Origin of the sequence: Streptococcus sp. HMSC078H03 (assembly GCF_001808655.1) — a bacterium.
In the GTDB taxonomy this organism is placed as follows: domain Bacteria; phylum Bacillota; class Bacilli; order Lactobacillales; family Streptococcaceae; genus Streptococcus; species Streptococcus salivarius_G.
The window spans coordinates 68,445-92,831 of the sequence record NZ_KV794093.1; the positions used below are offsets into that span (position 1 = coordinate 68,445).

Genomic DNA, 24,387 nt, shown 5'->3' on the forward strand with positions numbered 1-24,387 from the left:
TAGCTATTGGTAGTAGATTTAAAAAATTATCTTGAAAGAATATTAGTCGAGTTAGGTGCTGCTACAATAAAACACCGTGAGAAAGTCAGTGGATTCTTACTAGACAATGAATGGTTTGGTGTGTCTATAAATCTTGATGATTATACTATTTCTGAAAAAGATGCTGAAGTTCTTAAAAATCACATCAAAGACTATCTAACAACACCTCCTGGAATTAAGAGTATGGAAGGAATCTTTTCAAAAAAATTTCCTTCTACAAGTGAATTATTCGTACAATTTGCTGAAGAAGAAAAGCTGAGTGAAACAAATCGTTTCTATCTACTTGATTTTTTAGCATACTACTTAACAAAAGATTTGTTTCTATATAGTGATGCTGAAGTAGAGACCTTAGTAGAAGTAGCAACAGAAGTTCTTACGAAGTCACAAGGCAATATCCTCATTCAATTTATTAAATGGCTACTCAATAAAGGCGTTACTCGTTATCGAGTAAGTTTTGAAATGACAAAGCGTTACACGATTGAGAGTGCAAATGGAGCGTATGAATTAGATGAATACCTTGAATTAATGTACTACCTATTCAACGAAAACTACATCATAAAAAATGATATGTTGTGTAAAGCAGCAAATTCAAAAAACTATGCAGATACATGGTTGTATCTAGGGTTACATTTTATTTGCGCACTAAGATCAACAGACTTAGAAAGATTAGGACATCCTAAATTAACAAGAGAACCATTAGAAGTTTTAGAAGCAGTAGTAGATGGAACTTGGAGTAGTAGTGAAGCTAGAAGGACTTTACTAAGTATTACAACAAGATTGACTTATTTAAACTTAACACCTAATAAAACCAAAAACGCTTCTAATGTTGCTCAGTTAAAGTTTCATGTCCCAGAAAGTTGTCAGGTTCTTATTGGAACGTTATTGGCTATCTGTGAGGCACATTTCCAACTTCAAATACCATACAATGCAGAAAATCCATTGATCAGACAAATTAAAACTTATGAAAAGATTACTAGTTATATGGGGGAGGAAATCGGAAATTTATTTTTAGAGCGTAACTTTAGTAGTCGTTCTGCAAACAAGTCCTACTTACAATCTGTCGCAATGTTAGCAGATGATGTTCTTGAAGAAAAGTCAGAACTGAATATTAAAGGTTATTTTCTAGCAGCATTAGCTCGTAGCCATAAAGGAGATTTTAATGAATTTGCACAAACTACAACAACGTATCTAAAAGATGCCCAACTCGGACAACTAAAACCTGAAATGGTTGCAAAAGAGCTATTTGAACGAGGCGTATTATCCATGATTCCGTCTATGCTCTTGACCATTGTAACTAGAGGAAAGTATAAAAAATTAAGTCCAAGCCAACAAACTCAAATGATTAAAAGTTTAGATTTAACGCCAATTGAAATTGAAAAAACGTTGGAATTGAGTATTAGGGCTGATTCACGTTCGCAACAAGCATTAAAAACTCTAGTTGAAAATAATGTTGATCCTGAACAATTACTGACGATCTGTCATCGAATTGGTAACGGAGAAGCTTTTTCTAAGCAAGGAGAGAGTATGTGTCTTTTATCTGCACTAGGGAAACTATGTTCCTATGATGACCGTCAGCATTGCGTCGGCTGTCAGTATGAATTACAAACAAAATCTACCTTGCTTTTGTTAATTGGTGAGTTTAATCGACTCAATAAACAATATCAAAAATTAAAGAATGAACTTGAACGAGGAAAGGTTCGAGCCATTCTTGAGAAGCAGATTAAACCATGTCTTACAGAAATGTTGCAAGCTTTATCAGAACAGTATGGCGAAGCTGTATTGTCTGATTATGAGGATATTATTAAGGAGTTAGTCAGTTGAATAATCAATCAAAATTATTTCGTAAAGTAAATGAAATTATCCTGTTTGATGACAATATGATTGAGAGCGCAAAAGAATGTTTTCAAGACTATGTTGAAAAAGGGATTATTCTAACCACCAATTTTGAAGAAAATAAATGGGAAACGACTAATGAATATTCTAACGTTAGCTTCATTTTTAACTTGAATAAATTCCAATATAAAAGGTTTTATGAACAAGTATTTCAATTATCTTTTGATGATTTTGTTACCTACTTAAAGAGTTTTATAGTGCTATCTATGGAACATCATGTTTTAATCACTCTCCAAGCCTTTTTAAGAGATATAAAGAAATTAGTCAAAGAACTAAAAGTGAACGAAGTCTTCTCATTAGCAAATATGAAGATTTCCAACCCCTCAGTATGTATAGATTTTCTTTCTACACTACCATGTTTAGAGAGTAACGAATTAACCCAACTGATTGAGCAACTAGATGAACTTTTAAATGTTAGTTATCAACTGAACACTAAAAAACAGCGAAAGTTAGCCCAATTTCAATCCTATTTTTTATTTAATGATATTTTAAACGACTATTGGGTTAAATCATTATCAGATGAGGAAAGATTGTTTTACTACCCTCTTTACTTATGGTGGCAAATAACAGCAGTAGTACCACTTAGACCAAGGGAGTTTTTGCTCACTCAGAGAAATTGTCTCACAGAAAAAGACGGAAAATATTACTTAACTCTCAGACGAAATAACTTAAAAGGAAAAGACAAGGGAGTATCCCATAAAATTTCAGAGGATTATTATTTAACAACTTACGAAGTACCATTTAAGCTTGCGAGTGAGATTTTAAATTATTTAGAGCTAACCAAAGACTTATCATCTACACAGTTAGATACCCTATTTGTGACAGACTCTCATTATCGGAAATGGAAACGTATTGCTAGTACTAAAAACCGTTTCTTGACGTACAGTAACTTAAATACAATTTTAAAATATTTCTTTAATGAGATTGTATCTCAACAGTATGGGTATTTTGTCCATCATATCAATTCCCCAAATCAATTAGACGATCATGAGATTAATTTCATTCATATTGGAGATACTAGACACATTGCAATGATCAATCTGATAGCAGAAGGAGCTAGTCCAGTAACAGCAATGCTCTTAGCTGGACATGATAGTATCACAACATCTTCACATTATTTTTCAAATCTGAGTCAGTTTATTGAATGTAGGAGCTATCAGCTTTATCGTAAATTAACAAACTCTCAAACGTCTTACGCTATAAGTAAAACTCAACATAAATACACCATTAATAAAAACTATGTTCCTCTTGATAATAAGGGCAGATGTTATTCACCTCGATTTGCGGAAGGTGATTATTCAGACTGTCTTAAAGTCATTAGCTCACATGCAGAGCTTGGTGCTTGTACTAGTTGTCCATTTTACAGAAAAGCTGGAAAAGATTATTTCTCTATGGATAAATCCTTTAAGAAATCAATCGACGAGGAAGCTTTAATTGTAGATGAGGCTATAAAAAGAGTTCGACAAGGAAAGGGGAATATAGAAGATATTGGTGAGGCGTTATTAAAACTTAAAACAGTTAGTCATTCTTATCAAGAATATCTAACTGAAAAACATTTATCCTTACAGGAGTTCTCAAATGGCGAGAAAGAAATATATTGATAATCAAGAATTGCTATTATTATTTGAACATTATTTACTGGAACATTGTTCGAATAATCCTAGACTATTCAAAATTCCACAGTTTGGAAATTACCTTAGAAGCAACGGATTTCCGCAGGTTGCAGACACAACGATTAGAAGAAACAAAGAATTTAGACAAACCCTTAATGATAGATTGGAACTATTTGAAGACGACACTTATCAAACAGTTATAACGTATAAAACTCTAGATGTAGAACGTTTCTTAATAACCAATAGAACCCCTAAAGCAATCAAAGCAGCATTGATGGAACTTAACAATTATTATAAAAGAGTTGTTGATGCAGCAATAGAATATAAGGAAGAAGCCAGTAAGCTCAAAACAAGAGTTTCAGAGTTGAAAAATGAGGTAGCACAACTTAATGAAAAGAATGCTGAAATAAAGGAGCAGACAGCGTTAAACAAAGAATTATTAGAGGAAAACAAAAAGTTAAGGAATCTTCTTAAAACTAGTTTGTATCCTGATATTGCGAATGAATTGTTAAAAGAAGAGGGCTTGTTAAAATCTGATCAGCAACTAGTAACTAAGAAGTATCTTAGTGAGAATGTTATTACTTCAGACACAAAAATATCTTTTGAAAAACATACTCATACTGAAAAGCAAACAAGCAAAAGTAAGATTTTGGAAATAAAAGACTTACTGGATAATAAGACTAAGTATTAGGAGGAGAAAATGTCAGACTTAATCACTGATTTTCCAGCCTTATTGAACTATTGGGACTTTGACAAGAATATCAAAATAGATGTAGAAAAAATAACAATTACCAGTAAAAAACACATTAACTGGAAATGTCCTACCTGTTCTTATGAATGGAAAGCAAGTACATCAAAATCTTATAAGAATATTCAAAATCATTCAAAAATCTGTCCAGTATGTGAGCTTGGAAAAGTGTTCATAAAAGGGGAAAACTCTATATCTGCAAGGATTCCTAACTTTCTAAGGTACATAAACTTTCATTATGAAAATATAGAAACCATTCAGGAAGAGATTGATAATTTATCTTTTTCTTCAAAGAGGTTATTTCACTTCAAATGTCCTACCTGTCATGTTGGTTGGAAAGATGTAGCAAACACTTCTAAATTAATCAATAAACATAATCAAGAGCTTGTTCATGTTGGATGTAATGAAAGTACACATTTTGTACCTTACACTAAAGCATACCCTAATCTTCGGAAAATTTATCTTCCAGGGGAGCAAAACAATGTAGAGTTTAATGATTTGAAGTTAAATGACAATGTTACAATCCCTAGAAATTGGAAATGCGACAAATGTGACCATATCTTTAAGTTGTCTATTGATCGGCTAATTTCAAGAATCAAAAGAGATGGTTTCTATTGTAATAACTGTAAAGCAACATTTGATACCGTAATTAAAGTGAAAGCCAACCCCCTATTGCATACAGATAGAAATCTTTTTAAGCAATTTATTCCAACTCTTGTAAAAAGTAATATGATTGATAGCTTATCCGACATCTTAGTAAGATGGCAGTGTTTTAAGTGTTATGGTCAATATGACTGTAGTGTTGTTAAAAGGCATCTCGAAGGCTGCCCTTATTGTGATGATAAGTTGATGTTAAAAGGGTATAATACTTTACAAGAAACTCATCCTTATTTAGAGAAATTTTGGGATAAAAGTAATGATAAATCTATTTCTGAATACTGGCATAAGTCTTCTGAATGTATAAATTGGATATGTCCTTGTTGCAATGTCAATTTTCATTGCAGTCCTAATGAAATGATTTCAAGAACCGACTTAGAGAATAGTAATTTTCAAACTTGTCCTAATCATTGTGATTGGGATACACTTGTTTTTAACAATGATATACTCTATAATTTCCCAAAATTACAGGAAGAATGGAGCGATAAAAATGGATTGCCTGTTCATTTAGCATTGAGCCACATTGAAACAAAAAAATATTGGTGGAAGTGTTCTGTTTGTCAAGGTGAATACCTTTGTTCAATTCCAATAAGAAAAGAAGTTATAGATAGCTGTCCATATTGTAATGATGAACAAGCATTAAAAGGTTATAATACAATTGCAGATACTTATCCTGAGTTGTGTGACCTTTGGAGTAGCAAGAATGTAGAAAAACCTGATGAGGTGACGAAATCGTCAGAAACCGAGAATAAAATATTTAATTGGATTTGTGATTGTTGTGATTTAGAATTTCAGGAGAGATTAGGGATTGTTCTAGGTGTGTTTACAAACAATAATTCTAATAGTCTCAATTCTATATGTCCTTACTGTAATAAAAAAATTCCTAAACCAAATGAAACACTAAGCTATGTTAAACCGTACTTAAACAATGAATGGGTAAAAGAACTGAATGGTGATATTGATACCTTCTTTTATGATTCAAATGCTTTAACCAATTGGATTTGTCGAAAATGTCACAGAAGTTTTAAAGCAAAAATTTCTGATCGCCACAAAAACGACCAATGTTGTCCATATTGTTCTTTTAAGAAGACTGCAAAAGGTTATAATGATCTTGAAACAACACATCCTTGGTTAATTAAAGAATGGTCATCATTAAATAAACAAGAAATGTCTTCAGTAAGGGCAAATTCAACATATAATGCATGGTGGAAATGCCCTGTATGTACTGGAGAATATCAGAAAATTATTAAAGAAAAATTTTACAGAGAAAATTCTTGTCCATACTGTAGAAATCAAAAAGTATTAAAAGGATTTAACGATTTAGCAACAACGCAACAAAGTCTAATGAATGAGTGGGATTATCTAAATAACTCCTTGATAGTAAGTCCAACTGAAATTACAGAGTTGAGTATTCTGCCTGTATGGTGGATATGTCAAGAAAATCTTAATCACCGTTACAAAATTCAAGTAAAAGAAAGAATGGCATACAAAAAACGCAAGAAAAGGTCGTGTTCCATTTGCAAAGGCCACAGAAGAAAGCAAGAACACTTTGTACAGTTTGAAAAAATATAGATAAATAAAAACACTCTAAATTTCATTAAATTGATATTAGAGTGTTTTTTTATTGTCAAAATGTACATTTGAAAATTTTTTAGTTTTCACTTAAATAAAGTACATTTTCAACTGAATTGAGAGTAGTAAAAAATTCCAGTGTTCACTTAAATAAAGTACATAATTGAGTATAATTGGCTTAAAAAATTTTTTTGGTTATGAAAGAGTAAAGCCTTTAAGTGAAAAACAGCTTATAACATCTTTCCGAAAAACTGTAATTTTCTTGAAAGAAAAATAAGGGTATGATATACTTCTATTAAGTAACATTGGAGAAAAAACAAATGAAACGTGAACTCTTGCTCGAAAAAATTGAAGAATACAAAGCTCTTATGCCCTGGTTTGTCTTGGAGTATTATCAGTCTAAACTTTCGGTACCGTATTCTTTTACAACCTTATACGAATACCTTAAGGAATATAAACGCTTTTTTGACTGGTTGATTGACTCAGGTATTTCAGATGCTGATGATATTGCCTCAATTGACATCAAAACCTTGGAAAATCTAACTAAAAAAGATATGGAGTCATTTGTGCTTTATCTACGTGAACGTCCATCTTTGAATACCTATTCAAAGAAACAGGGTGTCTCTCAAACGACCATTAATCGTACACTTTCAGCTCTATCTAGTCTCTATAAGTATTTAACCGAGGAGGTCGAGGGTCCTGACGGTGAGCCATATTTCTATCGAAACGTCATGAAAAAAGTTTCGACTAAGAAAAAGAAAGAAACCTTGGCTGCACGTGCTGAGAATATCAAACAGAAACTCTTTCTTGGCGATGAAACCATGGAATTTCTTGATTATGTAGAAAATGAATACGAAGTCAAGCTCTCAAATCGCGCAAAATCTTCGTTTTATAAGAATAAAGAACGTGATTTGGCTATCATTGCCCTGCTGCTGGCTTCAGGTGTTCGACTTTCCGAGGCTGTTAATTTAGACCTTAAAGATATCAATCTAAAAATGATGGTCATTGATGTTACTCGAAAAGGTGGCAAACGAGACTCAGTTAATGTAGCAAGTTTTGCAAAACCTTATCTTGAAACTTATCTCAGTATACGTGATAAACGCTATAAGGCTGAAAAGCAAGATGTTGCTCTCTTTTTAACGGAATATCGAGGGGTTCCCAACCGTATTGATGCTTCGAGTATCGAAAAGATGGTTGCCAAATATTCTCAGGATTTCAAGATACGTGTGACTCCTCACAAGCTTCGACATACTCTGGCAACACGACTTTATGATGCTACCAAGTCTCAAGTTTTAGTGAGTCATCAACTTGGCCATGCTTCCACTCAGGTTACTGATCTATATACGCATATTGTTAATGATGAACAAAAAAATGCTCTAGACAATTTATAATTGGCTATCCCAACCATTCCTATTTGGAGTGGTTGTTTTTAGTTTACATAAATTTAATTATGCCAAAACCTTTTCTTATTCTTTTAAATACATAACTATATTTATGTAAAATATCGTACACAAAAACAAACTCTCCTTCATGGAAAGCTTGTTTTTTTCTTATTAATAATCTTTAAGAGCAGATTCGACAGCTGCTTTTTCTTTTTTAATCAAGTTTACTCGAGCAGCAATGGTCTTAATTCCCATCAAGATATTACGTTCCAGGGCTTTATCACTCGTTTGTGGCTCAAAGAATGCAATATATTGATCAAGACGTTCTTGTGTTTTAAAGATTCCTGCTGGGATATTAACAAAGCTATCAAAGCTCATATCGCCACCAAGAGCTGCCTTAATCCAATCCCAATTATCTTTTGCCCAGTTCCAAACGCTTTCTTGAGCAAATGATTTGTTGAGGAAGTTCATATACCAGAGATACAAGTCTTGAGGTTTAACAACATGTTTGTCTTTAAGCTGACCTAGCACGTAGTCGAGGCCTTCTTGGTTTTTAAGATATGAAACTGCTTGAGTCAATTGACGACGGAAGTTACTATCGTTTGTTGCTACGTAAGCATTGACATAATCTTCAACAAGAGTAAGACTGTTTTCTTGTTTCATTTGATTAATGAGAACGAGTCCACGGACACTTGCTGGGATGCTTTCGATGTTTTCTTTATGAGCTTGGAAAACACTTACAGCTGCTAGGACCGCTGGTTGATAGTCTGCTTGGATCAAGTAGCTGAGGGCTGTTTGGCGAACCATTTCATCTTCATCAGACTCACCATCTTTGGCATCGAAACCAAGGCGTTCAAAGTCGTTTTGGAATTGACGGCGTACCAAGGCATTGTAATGCACTTCTGCTTCTGTGTCTTCATCAATAAAGCGTTTCAAACCAGCTAGAATTTGAGACTTAGCTTGTGCAATCAAGAAGCTTTCTTCTTTTTCGACAAGATCAAGAAGAGCCACTAGGCTTGCGTAGGAGATACGGCCACTTTCAGCAAGAAGACGACGTTCTTGTAAGATTTGAAGTTTACTTACCGTATCAAGGTTAGCAAATTCCTCTAAGAGTTGGTCCAAGAGTTGTCCTTGGTAGTCTGTGATGTAATGTGCCGTATTTGCTGTATTAAGGCGAAGAGCTCCTTTATTTTCAGCAGCAAGCTGGCTATAATTTGGAATCTCAATACGCTCTTCTGAGAGTGTGTCTGGGAGTCCTTTCCAATTTGTGTTCAATGGAATTTCCCAAAGACGCCCTTTATCTTCATGTTCACCAATGAAGAATTGTTTTTGACTAAGAATAAGAGTGTCATCAACAACTTCTGCACTAACAACAGGGTAACCTGGTTGCTCCAACCAAGTATCCATGAAACTAGAGACATCTTTACCAGAAGCATCAGAGAGTGCATTCCAGAGGTCACGTCCAATAGTGTTGTTGTACTGGTGTTTTTCGAAGTAAGCTTTAAGTCCTTTGGCAAAGGCTTCATCGCCTAACCAACGGCGAAGCATATGCATGAGACGGCTACCCTTAGCATAAACGATAGCACTATCAAAGAGGGTATTAATCTCATCTGGGTGATTAACTTCCATGTGGACTGACTGAACACCATCTGTAGCATCACGCTGGAGGGCATGAGGCACACCAGTTGTTTGGAAATCTTCAAAGATGTTCCAGCTAGGTTCAATGGCATCTACTGAAACATACTCCATCATATTGGCAAAGCTCTCGTTAAGCCAGAGATCATCCCACCATTTCATCGTTACAAGGTTACCGAACCATTGGTGAGCCAATTCGTGGGCAACCACGAGAGCTACTTGTTGACGACTTGCAGCTGAGCTATTTTCGTCTACTAGTAGGTAAACTTCACGATAGGTAACAAGTCCCCAGTTTTCCATGGCACCTGCTGAGAAGTCAGGAAGAGCCAGATGGTATGACAATGGGATAGGATATTTGACTTGGAAGTAGTCTTCGTAGAAATCAATGACACGAACGGCAATATCAAGGGCAAAGTCAACGCTGTTTTCAGCTTGTGCAACTGTAGCGAAGACACCAACTTCAGTTCCGTTTTGCGTTTTCGCTGTCTTACCTTGAAGAGCTCCAAAACCAAAGGCAAGGAGGTATGTTGACATACGAGGGGTTGTCTCAAATGTCCAAACCCCAGTTTCTTCACGCAAATGGCTATTGATTTCAGGCATGTTTGACAAAGCGATATCGCCTTCTTCAGCATCAAATTTCAATGAGAAATCAAAAGTAGCTTTGGCTTCTGGTTCATCAACAGATGGGAAGGCTTCACGCGCAAAATGAGATTCAAACTGCGTTGAAATAATCTCTTTCTTCTCACCATTGTAGGTGTAATATGATGGGTAAATCCCTGTCATATTATCTGTAATACGACCAGAGAATTCAATGACAAGCGTCAAAACACCGGTCTCTGGAAGTTCAATATGGAAGGCTTCGTTAGCATCATCCATTTGGAAGTTCAATGATTCATTATCCAAGAGAACGGAACTAATGGTAAGGTCTTTTTGGTGAAGGGAGATATGGTTATCAAGGGCTTCACCTGTGATGGCAACATTCCCTGTAAAGGTCTTTTCAGAACGATTAATGTCCAAGAAAAGATTGTAGTTTTCAGGGATGAAACTTTCGATAAAACGAGCAACAGATGCTGTCATACGTATATACTCCTAATCTAACTTTTCGTATCGAAACAGACTGACATATGTTTCGATATCAGACTCTTTTGCAAAAGAAAAGGGTCTGAATTATTCAATACAGACCCATTATAACATAGATTGGAAGCTTTGCCTACAGTTCTATGATTTTCCCAGACTTGAGGTAGACAACCCACTCACAGAGATTGCGGGCATAGTCACCAATACGTTCCAAATACATAAGTACTTGGAAATATTCTTTGGCAGCGAAGGCAGCATCAGGATTCTTGCGAACACCTTCTACTGTCATGGCTTGAATATCACGGAAATAGTTATCAATGATTTCATCTGAAGCTGCGATTTCATAAGCGCGTTTTTCGTCACTGTTCAAGTAAACATCTAGAGCATCTTCGACCATGTGGCGAACTGCTTTCCCCATTTTCTTGATTTCAGCTTCAATTTCAGTTAGGCGTTCTTCACCTTTAATGCGGATAGTTGCTTGAGCAATAGCAACGGCATGGTCACCCATGCGTTCAACGTCACTAGATGCTTTGAGCGCTGTGATAACTGTTCGCAAATCACTTGATACAGGTTGCTGAAGAGCGATAATTTCAAGCGATTTTTTCTCAAGTTTGGTTTCGTAGTTATTGACGATTTCGTCATTTTCAATGACTTCCTTAGCCAAATCACGATCATGGCTGATAAAGGCACGTACAGCTTTCTTAAGCTGAGCTGCAACCTCTGTACCCATAGCGTAAAATTGGTTGTGGAGTTTTTCTAATTCTTCTTCGAAGGGTGTTCGTAACATCATAATTGTTTTAGTAATCTGTCCTTTCTTAACCGAATTTACCGGTAATATAATCTTCTGTTTCTTTATGTTGTGGATTTAGGAACATGTCTTTCGTTGATGAATACTCAATGAGTTCTCCATCGAGGAAAAAGGCTGTTCGTTGTGAGATACGGCTTGCCTGTTGCATAGAACGTGTGACGAGCAACAAGGTATATTGGTCCTTAAGGTTATATAGGGTTTCCTCAATCTTACCAGCGGAGATAGGGTCGAGGGCAGACGTTGGTTCGTCAAGAAGGATAACCTTTGGAGACGTGGCAAGAACCCGTGCAATACAGACACGTTGTTGTTGCCCTCCTGAAAGTCCAAGTGCTGAGTCATGGAGACGGTCTTTGACTTCTTCCCAGATTGAAGCACCTTTTAGTGACTCTTCTACTGCTTTGTCAAGGACAGCCTTATCTTTGATACCATTGATACGAAGCCCATAAACCACGTTTTCATAGATAGACATAGGAAAAGGATTGGGTTGTTGGAAGACCATTCCGATTTCTTTACGGAGCTCAACGGTGTCTGTTCGAGGACTGTAGACATTGTGACCATTGTAGGAAACAGCACCAGTAAGTGTCCACTCGGGATTTAAATCTCCCATTCGGTTGATAGAACGGAGCAAGGTTGATTTTCCCGATCCTGAAGGTCCGATAAGGGCCGTGATTTCATTTGGATAGAAATCCATTGTCACGTTATTGAGGGCTTTTTTCTTATTGAAATACACCGATAAATCATTGATTGAAATGATAGGTTCAGTCATAAGTGCTCCTTTCTATCCAAAGCGTCCTGATACATAGTCATTAGTTGACTGTAGGGCAGCATCTTGGAAGATTTTCTTGGTCTCATCATATTCGATAAGATCACCAAGGTAGAAGAATGCTGTATAATCACTGGCACGCGCTGCCTGCTGCATATTGTGCGTCACGATGATAATAGAGTAATCTTCCTTAAGTTCGAACATGGTCTCTTCTAGTTGCATAGTAGCTACAGGATCCAAAGAAGCTGCAGGTTCATCCATGAGAAGAATCTGCGGTTTCACGGCAATAGCTCTAGCAATACAAAGACGTTGCTGCTGACCACCTGAGAGGGTAAAGGCAGATTTATGAAGATCATCTTTAACCTGATCCCAAAGACCTGCTTGCTTAAGCGATGTCTCAACAATCTCGTCCAAAGTTTGCTTATCTCTGACACCTTTACGTTCGTGAGCAAAGGTAATGTTTCTGTAGATAGACTTGGCAAATGGATTTGGACGTTGGAAAACCATTCCAATATGTTTACGCATTTCATAAACATTGATATTACTTGCATTGACATCGACGCCTTGATAAAGGATTTGTCCAGTAACCTTAGCAATATCAATCGTATCATTCATTCGGTTTAGGCTACGAAGAAAGGTTGACTTTCCGCATCCTGAAGGCCCAATAAGAGCCGTAATTTTATTTTTTTCGAATTGCATGTCGATACCTTTGATGGCTTCTTTTTGACCATAATAGACATGCAAGTCCTTTGTTTCAAGAGCGAGCTCCTTCTCTGGGAAGGTGATAATATGACGCTCGTCCCAATTGTATTTTGTCATGATAACTCCTTTAAGCGGATGTTAATTTCTTATGGAGGTATGCTCCCAAACGACGTGCACCAAAGTTGAAAATCAAAATGAAAATCAAGAGTACTGCTGCTGAACCAGCAGATACTGCAGTGGCGTCAGGTGTCGTACCTTCTGAGTTGACCTTCCAGATGTGAACAGCAAGTGTTTCTGCTTGGCGGAAAATCGAGATTGGACTAGAGATACTAAGCGGATTCCAGTCGCTCCAGTTAAGTGCTGGTGCAGATTGACCTGCTGTATAGATAAGCGCTGCTGCTTCCCCGAAAATACGGCCAGAAGCGAGAACGATACCAGTAACAATACCAGGTAAGGCCTCTGGAACAACAACGTGTAAGATCGTTTCCCATCGAGACAAGCCTAGAGCTAGCCCAGCTTCACGTTGGGTATGGTGGACTGTTCGCAAACTATCTTCAACCGTACGAGTCATTTGTGGTAGGTTAAAGACCGTTAAAGCCAAGGCACCAGATAGGATTGAAAATCCATACTGGAATTGGACAACGAAAATCAAATAACCAAAGAGTCCGACAACCACTGAAGGTAGTGAAGAAAGGATTTCAATACAGGTACGAACAAAGTTGGTAAGACGTCCTTTTTTTGCATATTCTGATAAGAAAATTCCAGCTCCCATAGAAAGAGGCACAGAAATAATCAGGGTAATAACCAAAAGGAAGAATGAATTGTAGAGTTGAACCCCAATTCCTCCACCAGCTTTGTAAGATGATGATCGACTAGTCAAGAATGACCAGCTGATGTGTGGTATTCCGCGAACCAAGATATAGAGAATCAAGGCTGCCAGGATTGTTACAATAATGCCAGCAATCACATAGAGTGTGCTGATGGCAATTTTATCAATTTTTTTAGCGTTCATAATTTCTCTTTCTCTCACGGGTAATGAATTTCACCAACATATTGAAACCAAGACTCATCAATAAGAGAACCAAGGCGAGAGACCAAAGGACATTGTTTGAAACAGTACCCATGACTGTATTCCCGATTCCCATAGTCAAGACAGATGTCAATGTTGCTGCTGGTGTCGTTAAAGAAGTTGGAATCACTGCGGAATTTCCGACAACCATTTGGATGGCAAGAGCCTCACCAAAGGCACGGGCCATACCAAAGATAACGGCCGTGAAAATACCTGGTTTAGCCGCGTTAAGTGTCACACGCCAAATCGTTTGCCAGCGTGTAGCTCCCATGGCAAGACTAGCTTCACGATAGTGACGAGGCACTGCACGAAGCGTATCTGTTGTCATAAAGGTTACGGTTGGTAGAATCATAACAAACAAGACGAAGGTACCTGAAAGGATACCAAAACCTGTTCCACCAAAAATTAAGCGAACAAACGGAACCACGACTTGGAGACCAATGAATCCATAAACAACAGATGGAATCCCAACCAAAAGTTCAATAGCTGGTTGTAAGAATTTAGCCCCTTTCGGAGAAATTTCAGTCATAAAGATGGCTGCTCCAATGGCAAATGGCGTTGCTACCAAGGCTGAGAGCAAGGTAACTACGAATGACCCTAAAATCATTGGAAGAGCTCCGAACTTGCCTTCAGACGGTGACCAATCGCCACTAAAAAGGAACTCGACCAAGCTGACTTTATTAACAAAGAAAGTCGCCAGCCCCTTTTGAGCAACGAAAAGCAAAATCATGGCTACGATAAAAACAATCAAAGCAAGGCAAAGGAAAGTGATTGTTTTACCAAACTTCTCGAGGCGTGAATTTTTAGAGGGTGATGTTAATTGTTTCACCAATTCTTCATTTTTCATGCTTACTCCTCACTCTTCTTTGAGACTTTACCATCAGCATCCTTTGTAACTTTCATGCTATGGATGGAAATGTAACCCATTTTTGCGACGACGTTTTCTTGGACTTCGTCGCTCATCATGTAATCTAAGAATTGTTTGGTATAGCTATCTGGTTTTCCCTTGGTATACATATGCTCGTAAGACCAAATAGGCCAATCGTTAGTTGCAACATTTTCAGCTTTTGGTTCAAATCCATTTAACTTCAATGTTTTAACAGAATCATCAAGGTAAGCAAATGACAGGTATGAAATAGCACCTGGTGTCTGAGCAACGATTGACTTAACCATACCATTAGAATCTTGCTCTTGGGTACGGATTGGCAATTTGCCGTCCATAATCACTGCATCGAAAGTTGCGCGTGATCCTGAGCTAGCTGCACGGTTAATAATAGTAATCTCTAGGTCTTTACCACCAAGCTGTTTCCAGTTTGTGATTTCCCCAGTGAAAATCTTGCGAAGTTGTTCGCTTGTCAAGTTATCTACGGAAACTTCCTTGTTTGTAATCACTGCAATTCCAGCAACGGCAACTTGATAGTCAACAAGCTTACTGGCATCGATTCCAGATTTTTCCTCGGCAAAAAGGTCACTGTTACCAATTTGAACGGCACCGGATTGTACCTGAGAAAGTCCAGTACCAGAACCGCCACCTTGGACGTTAACGATATTCTCAGGGTTCTTTTCAGCGAACCCATCTGCTGCCGCCTCCACTAAGGGTTGAAGGGCCGTAGAACCAACTGCTGTAATGGACTGGCCACGGTCAATCCAAGAGGCACAGCCAGTTAAGACTAGCATGGCCATTGCCAGTGACATAATCACTGCAAGGACTTTTGTTTTTTTCATTTTTGTCCTCCGACATTTTGTAACTTAAGTAAGAAAGTGTCTTATATATATGCTGTAAAAAGACATCTATCTAATTATACCAAGTATAAGATAATTAAGTCATATTAAAGTTTGATTACAGGCCCTTATACATGGAATCTCAATCCCTTAGGATAGTAGTTTTTAACCGTGTTTCCAACGATTTTGGCAAATCCAAATCCATTGCCATCCACTAAAAGCTGATACCAACCGTTTGGTTGCGCTTGATCTAGAGTGACCACATTACCAGAAACGTATTGGGCAAACTGGTCTTGAATTAGCTCTATACTTGAAACAACTTCATCTGAGGTTAACGCAATTCCAAGAGCAAAACTTGGTTCAAAACGTTTTTTCTTAAAGACACCAAGATGCAGTCCATTACGAGCGATTTTAACTTTAGATAGGTCTGGAAGTCCCTTAGGAAGCAGATAGAGATTGTCCCCAAAAACTTGGAGTAAACCATCTAGACGAGTCTTAAGGTGTTTTTTTGCAAAATCTTCCCAGAGTTGCTTCTGCTCCTTGTTTAGGTTAGATTTTCCCTCTTTGATACGTGCCTGCTCAGCCACGCGCTTATCCTGGAATTTTGCCACAAACTGACCTTCACCTTTGAAATGGTGCGGATACATTCGAGCTGTTTCTGGAAAATCAATCCCACCTTTCATGCCGTTCCATTTAGGGATTTCCACCAATTCGAGATCAGGATAATTTTCTAAAATCCAAGCGACAACCCCTTCGTTTTCCTCAGGAGACCAGGTACAAGTTGAGTAGATCAATTGACCACCAGGAGCGAGCATCTTCAAACCGTCTGACAAGATATCCTTCTGCAATTGTGCCAGTTCACTAGGGTACTCCTTGTGCCAATATTGGATGGCATCAGGATCCTTGCGGAACATTCCTTCTCCAGAACAAGGTCCATCAAAGACAATCGTATCAAAGTAATTTTTGAAAACTTTGGCTAGTTTATCAGCTGATGTGTTAGTCACAACAACATTTCTAGCTCCAAAACGTTCAATGTTTTCAACCAGAATTTTGCTACGCTTTGGATTGATTTCATTACTGACGAGCAGACCTGTATTATCTAAGTAGCTTAGAAGATGAGTAGATTTTCCACCTGGAGCAGCTGCCAAGTCTAAGACTCGACTTCCCTTGGCCGGAGCTGCCACTTGAGCAACCATTTGAGCAGCTGGTTCCTGAGAATAAACTAAACCAGTTGCATGATCGGCAGATTTTCCAGAAATTTTACCGTAATGGCCCCACGGTGTTTCAGGAATGGCATCAGGAAAGTCCTTCTGTTGCTTTTTCAAAGGGTTGGTACGGTAGGCGGACACGGCTTCTTGATCAAAAGATGCAAAGAATTCCTCTGCTTCATCTCCAAGGAGCTTATTATATTTTTCTATAAAGTCTGATGGAAATTGCATAGTTTCCTTTCTATCAAAAAACTGGACTAACCAAGAGAACTTACTGTTCTGATTTGTCCAGTATGGTTTTTTGTTTTAAATTAATTTTCTGAGCCCATAATATCCTTGATTTCTTCAAGTCTATCTTTAGGCACAAGCATCACAGCTTGACGACTAGAATAATCCAGTGGTTCTCCGGTAATGGTCTCAAGGTGATAACCCAATTTTTCTCCCATAATACTTGCTGCAGCATAGTCCCATGGGTAAATAACTGAAAAGTAAGCTAAAATTTGACCAGATAGGACTTTTGACATGCTTAAACCGGCACCACCGTAGACACGAACACCCAAGGTCTTATCAATAAGGTCTTTTAAGCCGTGAAAATTTTTAGCATACATGGCTCCATTGCTAGCGACTAGGCACCGGTCTAATGGTCGATTTTTATAGGCAGGAAGCAATTTGTCATTGCAATACACATCAAACTGGCCACCACCATAGAAAAGTTGATCAGCCATGACGTTATAAATGAGACCAAATTTTCCTTGCCCCTCTTCATAGTAGGCAATCATCACACAAAAATTATCTTGTTGGACAATAAAATTGACCGTTCCATCAATAGGATCCAAGACCCAGACGTTTCCATCCTTGATATTATGCACCAAGCCATTTTCTTCAGCGAAAATATTGTCTGATGGAAAGGCAGATTTAATACGTGCCACGAGTAAATCTTGTGTTTGTTTATCAATATTAGTGACTAAATCATCAAAAGCTGTCTTTTCTTCGACCGTGATTGTTTTACTTAAACTTTCTTTAATAAAAGCACCAGCTTCTTTGATGATTTCTTTGGCGAAAATCAGTTTATTTTCCAAGTGATACAAATCCTTTATCTTTTGCTTTAGCAGCTTTGACAGCTTGGTAGGTTGAAAAACCGCTAGCTTCTTCAAAGGCCTTGTCTAGTTGCTTTTCAGGTGCTTTGCCTGGGACAACTGTTTTATATGCCTTATAGGCTTGCAAGAGTTGGTCACGGTCAACCTTGCTCTCGTATGCTTTTTCTACCTGACTCAAAAAATGAAGCACTGTGGTGATTTCCTCAGTGCTCCATGATGGATTGAGTGGGTAGGAATAATTTCCTTTAGTCATTGTTACCCTCAATTTCAGCTCGAATGGTCGCTTGACGCAATTCTTGCTTTCTATAATCACGAGGCAAAAAGGCACGAATTTCATCTTCGTTGAAACCGATTTGCATGCGTTTGTTGTCCATAATGATAGGTCGACGAAGAAGATTTGGATATTCAGAAATCAATTGAATGAGTTCCTTGATGGTCAAATCATCCACATCGATATTCAGCTTCTGAAAGACTTTTGAACGGGTTGAAATGATATCTTCGGTACCATTTTCCGTGTAAGACAAAATCTTCATCAACTCATCGTGAGTTAATGGGCTCGTGATAATATTGTGTTCGTCAAAAGCAACTTCATGATTTGTCAACCAGGCTCGTGCTTTCCTACAGCTGGTGCAGCTAGGTGATAAAAATAAAGTTACCATGCAAACACCCCTTTCACTTTAACATTCCTAATCATTATACATTATTTGATTAGTTTTGGCTACGCTTTCTTAAAATTTTTCTGCGATTTTTTTATCGGCCTCCAGTTGAGCGCAAAGTTCCTCTATATTATTGAACTTAATCATATCACGGATATAATCTAGCCAAAAAACTTCAATTGTTTTACCATAAATATCGCCTTCAAAATCAAAGATATTGGCTTCAAGACGGAGTTCTGTTCCCCCAAAGGTAACGTTTTTTCCTAAGCTGGTCATGGAACGATAACGTTTGCCATCAATCACCACATCGGCAACATAGACACCATCAGCAGGTAGAAAGGTTCTGTCGATTGGTGCTAAATTAGCAGTTGGAAAACCAATGGTACGTCCACGTGCATCACCATGTACCACGATTCCACGTGTCGAGAATTCGTGGCCAAGAAGTTTATTGGCTTCTTTAACCTTACCTTCTCGTATCAATTGACGTACACGTGTTGACGAAATCTTTTCACCATCGCTTTGTTGTTCCTCAATAACATGAACATTACCAGAAAAATTACGGGCTAAATAGTCCGCATCCGTTCGATGGTGTCCAAACTTGTAATCAAAGCCCACAACAACCTCTTGAGCTTTTAACCGATTAATATAGTGGGCAATGAAATCATCTGAACTCGTTCGGGCAAAATCACTATTAAAATCTGTCAAATAAAGCTGATCTGTACCATAGGCTTCAAAAAGTTCACACCGTCTCTGAGGTGCTGTGATATGAAGAAGTAAATCATCCGTAAAGCGTTGGAAAGTTAGCTGAGGACTCTCATTAAAGGTAAGAACAGCTACTTCAAGCTCTTCCTCATCAGCAATCTGACGAGCCTTATCAAAAAGAACCTTGTGACCACGATGAAGCGCATCGAAATAGCCTAAGACAAGGACTGTATCCTTTTCTTGATGGATATCTTTATAATCGTTAATAGAAGTTATTTTCATTGACTTAATACTTTTCTAGGTTTATAAACTTGATTTCGCTTTTCCATGATGGCTAGAACTTTGTATCCTAAAAAGGCCGCAACCAAGGGTTCTTGGCTATCAATAGCAATAAAGCGACCAAATGAGATTTCTTTAGCATCATCTTCAGTGACCTGTACTGCTGGCAGATCCTGAACACCAAATTCGATGGGAAGGAGGAAGGATGTATCCCCTGCTTCTACCATTTCTGAAATTTGTGAGAGAGTTAGTGCCTTATCTAAGGTTAAACCAGCTGAGGCTGTTCGACGAAGAGCAGACATATGACTCGCGTAGCCGAGTTTAGCACCCAAATCAACAGATAAGGTACGGACATAAGTTCCCTTGCTACAAGCAACACGGAAGCTGAATCTCGCAGTGTCGTTTTCTAGCTCGATGGGTGAGGTACGGACAAATTCGGTAATGGTCACTTGACGTTGTGGACGTTCTACTTCTTCTCCAGCGCGTGCGTACTCATAAAGTTTCTTTCCGTTGACCTTAACTGCTGAGTACATAGGGGGAATTTGTGTGATTTCTCCCTCAAAACTAGCCATTGCTTTGTCAACGGTTTCTTCGTCTAGCTCCCTTATCGGAGTAGTTTGGACGACTTCACCACTTGCATCCTCGGTCGTTGTTGAAAAACCAATGGTAATTTCGCCTTCATAGACCTTTCCTGCTTCTGTCATGTATTCAATGACACGAGTCGCTTTTCCGACTGCAATAGGTAATACGCCGGTCACATCAGGATCGAGAGTGCCACCATGTCCTATTTTTTTCTCTTGTAATATTTTACGTAGCTTAAATACAGCATCATGACTGGTCATACCAGCCTCTTTTTTTAGATTAATAATTCCTGAAATCATAATTCTAATTATATCAAAAGCAATCATAAAGAGCTAGATGGAAACATAAAGAGGCAGAGAACAAAGACTCTAACCTCTCACGGATTATAGTCATAAGCAGTCGCAGGACTGCTAGCTTTTTAATCAATATCTCTTTTAAGATCGCTTTCTAGTTCAAAGAAAGGTTTAATATCTTGCACATACTCTAGGACACCTTGAAAGTCTCCCTTGTCATCTCTAACAGCTGCATAGGTAACATAGACGAATTTTCCTAAACGTTCAGATTTGAACCACATTGGAACTTGGTCACGCTCTCCACTTCTTAGTAATTCAAAGATTTTATTGACCTTATCAAGCACTTTGGGCGGATGACAAAGTTCAACGTTTCGTCCAATTTGGCTAGGTGTTCGTTTAAAAACCATTTCACTAGCAGGAACATTATCATTATAGTATTGGAAAATATCGTCTTTATTGACGAAAGTGATTTCCAAAGGGAGATGGTTAAGAATGAGATTGGCCTGCTCCACAGAAAGATAACCATTGCCAAAAGGTTGCGTTGTTTCTCTATCTACGACAGTTTCAGTTTTTGGTTTTGGGGTGAAGCTGATGGTAAATTGTCCTTCCGGGGTATCAATAATTCGGGTATTGCCCGTATGTTCGTCAGTGCTCAGACCAGACTGTTCTTGCAATGTCTCCGTATTGTCTTCCTCAAAACGCTCACGCTTAGGTTTCCAAACGGCTGTAGGTTTTATAATTGCATAGCCATAGGCATCACTTTCTTCGGCAATTGAAAGCCAATCATCCTGCGTGAAGGTTTCAAGCAGAATCATAAGTAAGATAGCTTCTTCCTTGAAAATCATAGCTTCAAATTCTTCTGAAAAAGCTTCGAAGGACTTTGAAAATTCTTCTAAATCAGCATCTGGAAGTTCTTTTAGTTTAGCTTCTGCCGCTCTAAAAAGTTTTCGGATGTCATCGTCTACACCCCACATAACCTTTGGAGGAGAATCATGACCATAACGCTCCATTATTGGAAAGAAGAGCTTTTCTTTACGTGTGTAATGGTTATGAAATTGTCCCAATAAAGACATCTGATGTCTAAGCCCATTGAGTAGGTCAGATTTGAAATCTTCATTTTCAGGCTTACTAATGTTTTCGATGATACGTCGAATACGTAGGATAGCTGAACGTAGGGCTAAATTCTCTTGTTTAAACACATAGACAGGGTGGCCCTCTTGATCAGCGTCCGCCACTTCCACATCTGCAATAGCTCCTTTAAAGAGGTTAGCGTGGACATTACAAAGGCTCATAACATCTTCAAAGGTAACTCCATCTTCAGAAGACATCAATTCATGCTCCATCATAGAGATTTCAAGGGCAGATACTCCCCTGAAGTGTTGATTGAAGCGCTCTTGAACACTTTCGGGACTAGCTCCATGATGTAAATCTAGGAGAATTTCTTTGAGTATTTGAATACGATTGTTTTCCATATTAGTCTCCGATGACATCATAACCATTGAACAGTAAAGTTTGCTTGATTTTATCTAGGGGAATATTAGCTAACTTAGAACCAGCTTTTAGACTGGTTACCTTACCGACAGTATTTAGCATAGCTGGGTTAGACAAGGGCTTAAAACCAAGGTCAATCAGTAAATCCTTAACCTCTGGATGCTCTTTTATGATTGTTGCGACTGGTTGTGATAAATCTATGGTGTTGGTAGTCATAATGACCTCCTAATAACATATTTACTACTACCATTATACACGAGAATAATAAAAAAAGACCAACAAATCCAAGTTTGCTGGCTTTTGATTAATTTCCAAATAGAGCTTCTGTAACATTATGCTGGATATTTTCCCACTCTTGCTCTGCACGAACCATCTTACGGTGGAAATCGGCACGCCCACGTAGGTAGGCCGCAATTTGGTAATCTTGCTTAACAATCGGTATCTCAGGAATTTTGATGTCCAAGAGGTCAGCTGTCGATAAATTGAGGACAGCCTTTCCCTTATCAGCATAGTCCAAATAGGCACGACCAATTTCGGTCTCAAGAAAGAACTTGATGTAGAAACCACGGAGTTTTTCCTTAGGTCGTAATACTGTGATATTTGATGAGGCAACAACTTCACGCTTGCCCTGATTTTCGAAAACAGCAACTTTTTGAACAGTTCCCTTAGAGGCAATAAGCACATCTCCATCTTCTAAGAGAAAGCGTAAAAGTTTGCGGCGTTCCTCAGAAAATGTTTTTAGGTCATCGTAGGCAATGCCGTTGGGTGTCATATCCGATAGATTAATGACAGCAAATTCACCGGGTTCTGCCTTAGCTGGAACAGCTTTTCCTTTAAATTGATCGACAACATCGCCTAAACGAACAAGTTTGTCTGTGTTAGCTTCGTAATCGATAATCAGTTGAGGTCTTTCTTTTTCAGACATTGAATCTCCTTTTTTATATTTCACTATCCACATTGAGTATTGCTATACAATAATAGCAAGAAGCTAATACTTTTGCAAGTAAAAACTGTAAGAAAGGCAAAATAAAAAAGAGACCTGGGCCCCTTTTTATAAGCTTTTAGCTGCTGCTACTGCTGCTTCATAGTTTGGATCAGTATTGATATTGTCCAAATATTCGACATAAGTAATCTTGTTGTCAGCGTCTGCCACTAAAACGGCACGCGCTAACAAGTGCCATTCTTCAATAAGGACACCATAGTCTTTACCGAAACTATTATCATAGTAGTCAGAGAGCATGATGGCATTTTCAAGGCCTTCAGCACCACACCAACGAGCTTGCGCAAATGGTAGGTCCACTGAAATAGTAATAACTACAGTATCATCTAGTTCTGACAATTCCTTGTTAAAGGTACGTGTTTGAGTTGAACAAATACCAGTATCGATTGATGGAACGATAGAGATAACTTTTTTCTTTCCATCGAATTCTGAAAGTGATTTTTTCGTCAAATCTGTTGTGGTCAAGTTAAAGTCACGCAAGGTATCTCCAACTTGAAGTTGTTTGTCTTCTGCTACTGTAACTGGTTTTCCAATAAATGTTGGCATGTTAGTCGTCCTCCAATACTTTTTTTACTATTGTACTGTAAATATAGCAATAAGCCTAAACATTTGTTTAGAACTTTTCAAACAGAAGTTTAATTTTTTCAGCAATAACTGCATTAATTGCAGGAATAACCTCATCCGCAAAGTTTTTTAGGTAGGGATAATCACCAATTTGCACTCCATATATAGCATTTTTGAAAAGAGAAATATCATTTTGATCATTTCCAAAAGCTACAAAGTCTTTACCAAAGTGGTTTAAAACAGTACTAGCCTTGGTCACACCTTTAGGATTAATGTAAAGGCACCTTTCGATATCATGATAACTAAGGTCTAAACATTCCAGTTTGTTTAGATTAAAGATAAGGTCTTCACGTATATCTTCATGCTCTACAAGTGGAATAACAACTTTGATAGGCTCATTAAGTTCATGAACAGGCAAAATCCTTGCTTTGTTTAATGGATCAACATTTGAAAGAAAAGGGATTTGCTCAGGATTTTGAATAGCATAATTAAAGGTATCATCAATAAAATAAGGGAGATTATAAGTATCACAGTAGCTAACAATCGTTCTGAGATCATGAGAAGGTATTGTGTATTGCGATACTAAGTGTTCATCTTGAAAGACTTCACCACCGTTTAAGCCAACTACTGTCAGCTTTCTCAATTCTCCTTCTAAAATACTAAGACAGTCTCTGTAAGAGCGTGCTGTTGCAAAAATAATTTCATGCCCGTATTTTGGTGCAGTTAAAAGAACCTTTTGTAGGTCTTTTGACATGGTCATACCATCAAAACATAGGGTTCCATCCAAATCAAAAACAAATTTCATAGGGATAGTATAACAAAAAACCAGCTAAAG

General features: G+C 37.9%; 23 protein-coding genes. 5 read left to right on the plus strand and 18 right to left on the minus strand.

The annotated features are described in order from the left end of the window. Positions 1 to 6: 6 nt before the first annotated feature. From HMPREF2607_RS03765 to xerS, 5 genes are all read left to right on the plus strand, one after another. Positions 7 to 1,860, plus strand: a complete 1,854-nt coding sequence (locus tag HMPREF2607_RS03765; RefSeq protein ID WP_049422433.1) for a hypothetical protein — start codon at positions 7 to 9, stop codon at positions 1,858 to 1,860. Then, on the plus strand, positions 1,857 to 3,533 hold the full coding sequence (locus tag HMPREF2607_RS03770; protein ID WP_049422435.1) for a hypothetical protein: 1,677 nt from the start codon (positions 1,857 to 1,859) through the stop codon (positions 3,531 to 3,533). Before HMPREF2607_RS03765 ends, HMPREF2607_RS03770 begins: the two co-directional genes overlap by 4 nt. After that, complete coding sequence (locus HMPREF2607_RS03775; RefSeq protein WP_070475951.1) at positions 3,511 to 4,236, plus strand: MreC domain-containing protein; 726 nt, start codon at positions 3,511 to 3,513, stop codon at positions 4,234 to 4,236. Before HMPREF2607_RS03770 ends, HMPREF2607_RS03775 begins: the two co-directional genes overlap by 23 nt. A gap of 9 nt (positions 4,237 to 4,245) precedes the next feature. Further along, entirely contained in the window at positions 4,246 to 6,522 is a 2,277-nt protein-coding gene (locus tag HMPREF2607_RS03780) for a zinc-ribbon domain-containing protein (RefSeq protein WP_049422437.1), read from the plus strand. Between the two features lie 320 nt (positions 6,523 to 6,842). Further along, positions 6,843 to 7,913: a tyrosine recombinase XerS gene (gene xerS, locus HMPREF2607_RS03785; RefSeq protein ID WP_048790303.1), complete on the plus strand. Its 1,071-nt coding sequence runs from the start codon at positions 6,843 to 6,845 to the stop codon at positions 7,911 to 7,913. 162 nt (positions 7,914 to 8,075) lie between these two features. On the opposite strand, the gene HMPREF2607_RS03790 is transcribed toward xerS, so the two are convergent. The 18 genes from HMPREF2607_RS03790 to HMPREF2607_RS03875 form a co-directional block, all read right to left on the minus strand. Further along, positions 8,076 to 10,616 carry a M1 family metallopeptidase gene (locus tag HMPREF2607_RS03790; RefSeq protein ID WP_048790302.1) on the minus strand — a complete coding sequence of 847 codons (2,541 nt, stop codon included), beginning with the start codon at positions 10,614 to 10,616 and terminating at the stop codon, positions 8,076 to 8,078. Between the two features lie 133 nt (positions 10,617 to 10,749). Further along, positions 10,750 to 11,403, minus strand: a complete 654-nt coding sequence (phoU, locus tag HMPREF2607_RS03795) for a phosphate signaling complex protein PhoU (RefSeq protein WP_021146873.1) — start codon at positions 11,401 to 11,403, stop codon at positions 10,750 to 10,752. 28 nt (positions 11,404 to 11,431) lie between these two features. Next, a complete protein-coding gene (pstB, locus tag HMPREF2607_RS03800) occupies positions 11,432 to 12,190 on the minus strand; it encodes a phosphate ABC transporter ATP-binding protein PstB (RefSeq protein ID WP_002884992.1) in 759 nt (252 codons plus the stop codon). Positions 12,191 to 12,202: 12 nt separating this feature from the next. Beyond that, on the minus strand, positions 12,203 to 13,006 hold the full coding sequence (pstB, locus tag HMPREF2607_RS03805; protein ID WP_003092580.1) for a phosphate ABC transporter ATP-binding protein PstB: 804 nt from the start codon (positions 13,004 to 13,006) through the stop codon (positions 12,203 to 12,205). A 10-nt stretch (positions 13,007 to 13,016) separates the two neighbouring features. Further along, positions 13,017 to 13,901: a phosphate ABC transporter permease PstA gene (gene pstA / locus HMPREF2607_RS03810; protein ID WP_002885007.1), complete on the minus strand. Its 885-nt coding sequence runs from the start codon at positions 13,899 to 13,901 to the stop codon at positions 13,017 to 13,019. Further along, positions 13,891 to 14,805, minus strand: a complete 915-nt coding sequence (gene pstC, locus HMPREF2607_RS03815) for a phosphate ABC transporter permease subunit PstC (RefSeq protein WP_002890959.1) — start codon at positions 14,803 to 14,805, stop codon at positions 13,891 to 13,893. Before pstC ends, pstA begins: the two co-directional genes overlap by 11 nt. Positions 14,806 to 14,807: 2 nt before the next feature. Further along, positions 14,808 to 15,683, minus strand: coding sequence for a phosphate ABC transporter substrate-binding protein PstS family protein (locus HMPREF2607_RS03820; RefSeq protein WP_070475953.1), 876 nt, complete (start codon positions 15,681 to 15,683; stop codon positions 14,808 to 14,810). A 125-nt stretch (positions 15,684 to 15,808) separates the two neighbouring features. Further along, on the minus strand, positions 15,809 to 17,119 hold the full coding sequence (locus HMPREF2607_RS03825; RefSeq protein ID WP_059749162.1) for an RsmF rRNA methyltransferase first C-terminal domain-containing protein: 1,311 nt from the start codon (positions 17,117 to 17,119) through the stop codon (positions 15,809 to 15,811). Between the two features lie 80 nt (positions 17,120 to 17,199). Continuing rightward, entirely contained in the window at positions 17,200 to 17,967 is a 768-nt protein-coding gene (locus HMPREF2607_RS03830) for an inositol monophosphatase family protein (RefSeq protein WP_021144169.1), read from the minus strand. Then, complete coding sequence (locus HMPREF2607_RS03835; protein WP_021144168.1) at positions 17,957 to 18,238, minus strand: UPF0223 family protein; 282 nt, start codon at positions 18,236 to 18,238, stop codon at positions 17,957 to 17,959. The genes HMPREF2607_RS03830 and HMPREF2607_RS03835 overlap by 11 nt, the downstream gene beginning before the upstream one ends. Then, on the minus strand, positions 18,231 to 18,644 hold the full coding sequence (locus HMPREF2607_RS03840; RefSeq protein WP_004182520.1) for a Spx/MgsR family RNA polymerase-binding regulatory protein: 414 nt from the start codon (positions 18,642 to 18,644) through the stop codon (positions 18,231 to 18,233). Before HMPREF2607_RS03840 ends, HMPREF2607_RS03835 begins: the two co-directional genes overlap by 8 nt. Before the next feature lie 69 nt (positions 18,645 to 18,713). Beyond that, positions 18,714 to 19,625 (minus strand): bifunctional riboflavin kinase/FAD synthetase, encoded by a 912-nt coding sequence (locus HMPREF2607_RS03845; RefSeq protein ID WP_021144166.1) that lies wholly within the window; start codon positions 19,623 to 19,625, stop codon positions 18,714 to 18,716. After that, positions 19,622 to 20,503, minus strand: a complete 882-nt coding sequence (gene truB / locus HMPREF2607_RS03850; RefSeq protein ID WP_070475955.1) for a tRNA pseudouridine(55) synthase TruB — start codon at positions 20,501 to 20,503, stop codon at positions 19,622 to 19,624. The genes HMPREF2607_RS03845 and truB overlap by 4 nt, the downstream gene beginning before the upstream one ends. A gap of 119 nt (positions 20,504 to 20,622) precedes the next feature. Next, positions 20,623 to 21,969 carry a DUF438 domain-containing protein gene (locus tag HMPREF2607_RS03855; protein WP_070475958.1) on the minus strand — a complete coding sequence of 449 codons (1,347 nt, stop codon included), beginning with the start codon at positions 21,967 to 21,969 and terminating at the stop codon, positions 20,623 to 20,625. 1 nt (position 21,970) lies between these two features. Then, positions 21,971 to 22,204, minus strand: coding sequence for a DUF1858 domain-containing protein (locus tag HMPREF2607_RS03860; protein ID WP_004182516.1), 234 nt, complete (start codon positions 22,202 to 22,204; stop codon positions 21,971 to 21,973). A gap of 88 nt (positions 22,205 to 22,292) precedes the next feature. Then, positions 22,293 to 22,913: a restriction endonuclease subunit S gene (locus HMPREF2607_RS03865; RefSeq protein WP_021144162.1), complete on the minus strand. Its 621-nt coding sequence runs from the start codon at positions 22,911 to 22,913 to the stop codon at positions 22,293 to 22,295. Between the two features lie 126 nt (positions 22,914 to 23,039). After that, positions 23,040 to 23,534, minus strand: coding sequence for a thiol peroxidase (tpx, locus tag HMPREF2607_RS03870; RefSeq protein WP_070475960.1), 495 nt, complete (start codon positions 23,532 to 23,534; stop codon positions 23,040 to 23,042). A 67-nt stretch (positions 23,535 to 23,601) separates the two neighbouring features. Continuing rightward, positions 23,602 to 24,357: an HAD hydrolase family protein gene (locus HMPREF2607_RS03875; protein ID WP_070475963.1), complete on the minus strand. Its 756-nt coding sequence runs from the start codon at positions 24,355 to 24,357 to the stop codon at positions 23,602 to 23,604. Between the last annotated feature and the right edge of the window lie 30 nt (positions 24,358 to 24,387).

Excerpts from the sequence above, each read along its gene's own strand:
- HMPREF2607_RS03775 (WP_070475951.1), top strand. The coding sequence starts at position 3,511 with ATGGCGAGAAAGAAATATATTGATAATCAAGAATTGCTATTATTATTT.
- HMPREF2607_RS03780 (WP_049422437.1), top strand. The coding sequence starts at position 4,246 with ATGTCAGACTTAATCACTGATTTTCCAGCCTTATTGAACTATTGGGAC.
- xerS (WP_048790303.1), top strand. The coding sequence starts at position 6,843 with ATGAAACGTGAACTCTTGCTCGAAAAAATTGAAGAATACAAAGCTCTT.
- HMPREF2607_RS03790 (WP_048790302.1), bottom strand. The coding sequence starts at position 10,616 with ATGACAGCATCTGTTGCTCGTTTTATCGAAAGTTTCATCCCTGAAAAC.
- phoU (WP_021146873.1), bottom strand. The coding sequence starts at position 11,403 with ATGTTACGAACACCCTTCGAAGAAGAATTAGAAAAACTCCACAACCAA.
- pstB (WP_002884992.1), bottom strand. The coding sequence starts at position 12,190 with ATGACTGAACCTATCATTTCAATCAATGATTTATCGGTGTATTTCAAT.
- pstB (WP_003092580.1), bottom strand. The coding sequence starts at position 13,006 with ATGACAAAATACAATTGGGACGAGCGTCATATTATCACCTTCCCAGAG.
- pstA (WP_002885007.1), bottom strand. The coding sequence starts at position 13,901 with ATGAACGCTAAAAAAATTGATAAAATTGCCATCAGCACACTCTATGTG.
- pstC (WP_002890959.1), bottom strand. The coding sequence starts at position 14,805 with ATGAAAAATGAAGAATTGGTGAAACAATTAACATCACCCTCTAAAAAT.
- HMPREF2607_RS03820 (WP_070475953.1), bottom strand. The coding sequence starts at position 15,683 with ATGAAAAAAACAAAAGTCCTTGCAGTGATTATGTCACTGGCAATGGCC.
- HMPREF2607_RS03825 (WP_059749162.1), bottom strand. The coding sequence starts at position 17,119 with ATGCAATTTCCATCAGACTTTATAGAAAAATATAATAAGCTCCTTGGA.
- HMPREF2607_RS03835 (WP_021144168.1), bottom strand. The coding sequence starts at position 18,238 with ATGACTAAAGGAAATTATTCCTACCCACTCAATCCATCATGGAGCACT.
- HMPREF2607_RS03840 (WP_004182520.1), bottom strand. The coding sequence starts at position 18,644 with ATGGTAACTTTATTTTTATCACCTAGCTGCACCAGCTGTAGGAAAGCA.
- HMPREF2607_RS03845 (WP_021144166.1), bottom strand. The coding sequence starts at position 19,625 with ATGAAAATAACTTCTATTAACGATTATAAAGATATCCATCAAGAAAAG.
- truB (WP_070475955.1), bottom strand. The coding sequence starts at position 20,503 with ATGATTTCAGGAATTATTAATCTAAAAAAAGAGGCTGGTATGACCAGT.
- HMPREF2607_RS03855 (WP_070475958.1), bottom strand. The coding sequence starts at position 21,969 with ATGGAAAACAATCGTATTCAAATACTCAAAGAAATTCTCCTAGATTTA.
- HMPREF2607_RS03860 (WP_004182516.1), bottom strand. The coding sequence starts at position 22,204 with ATGACTACCAACACCATAGATTTATCACAACCAGTCGCAACAATCATA.
- HMPREF2607_RS03865 (WP_021144162.1), bottom strand. The coding sequence starts at position 22,913 with ATGTCTGAAAAAGAAAGACCTCAACTGATTATCGATTACGAAGCTAAC.
- tpx (WP_070475960.1), bottom strand. The coding sequence starts at position 23,534 with ATGCCAACATTTATTGGAAAACCAGTTACAGTAGCAGAAGACAAACAA.
- HMPREF2607_RS03875 (WP_070475963.1), bottom strand. The coding sequence starts at position 24,357 with ATGAAATTTGTTTTTGATTTGGATGGAACCCTATGTTTTGATGGTATG.